This is a genomic window from Bacillus sp. P4_D3 (genome assembly GCF_056401855.1).
Genome location: NZ_JBFUIN010001093.1, coordinates 1 through 838 on the forward strand (window position 1 = coordinate 1; position 838 = coordinate 838).

1 protein-coding gene is annotated in these 838 nt (G+C 32.9%); it reads right to left on the reverse strand.

Annotated elements, in window-relative coordinates:
* Nucleotides 1-145: 145 nt before the first annotated feature.
* Nucleotides 146-736, reverse strand: a complete 591-nt coding sequence (locus AC1DTM_RS29475) for a zinc metalloprotease (protein ID WP_477001589.1) — start codon at nucleotides 734-736, stop codon at nucleotides 146-148.
* Nucleotides 737-838 lie beyond the last annotated feature (102 nt).

Sequence of the window (838 nt, forward strand, 5' to 3'; positions counted from 1 at the left end):
CGGGAGAGCTTTGCTTCATTTCTACTTCTTGTGAATCACTATAAATATAAAATGCAACACTTGAAGTTAATATGATACATATAAGTCCACTCGCAATAAATTTCTTTTTCATATAATTCACTCCATTCCTAATATAGAATACTAATTAATACAATGAGTTAATTCCGTAAAGTGAACCTGAATCTGGTGTATTTACAGTTCTACCTGCGCCAAACTGACACATAATAGAGTCACCTTCATAATTGTTATGAGCAAGACCAAATGCATGTCCCATTTCATGAGCAATGGTTCCTGACTTATGATAAGTATTTAGAGAATCGAATGACGATGAATTGAGTTGAATTTTTGCCCAAGAATAGTTAGAAGACGAATCAATTTGACTACCGCTTCTATAAAATTTTGTTTCACCAAGAATACCACTTGAACGTGGATAATAATTGCCTTTGTAAATATCTATTACACTAGAAGGCTTGTTTGAAGTATTTCTAAAAGAAATAGGCGTCGATACAATTTTACCTGTATGAACCCAAGCGCTCATAGAACTATTAATTCTAGAGGATTCTCCAGAAGCTGAACTATCAATCCAATAATATTGTGTGGACTTCCCCCAATTTCCTACACCACCCGTTAACTTCCCTCCGAATGTGTCATAATGATTTGCTGCAAATGTCGAAGAAGGAATGGTAATAGATATGACAGAAACAAAAGCTAGAGACAACCCGACAATTTTTTTCATAAAAATACCTCCTTAAAGTAGTAAGATAAATCGAAGTAATCTTACCATTATTTTTATATAATTTGAATGTAAAAATAAATAAATTTACATACGGCGTATGAA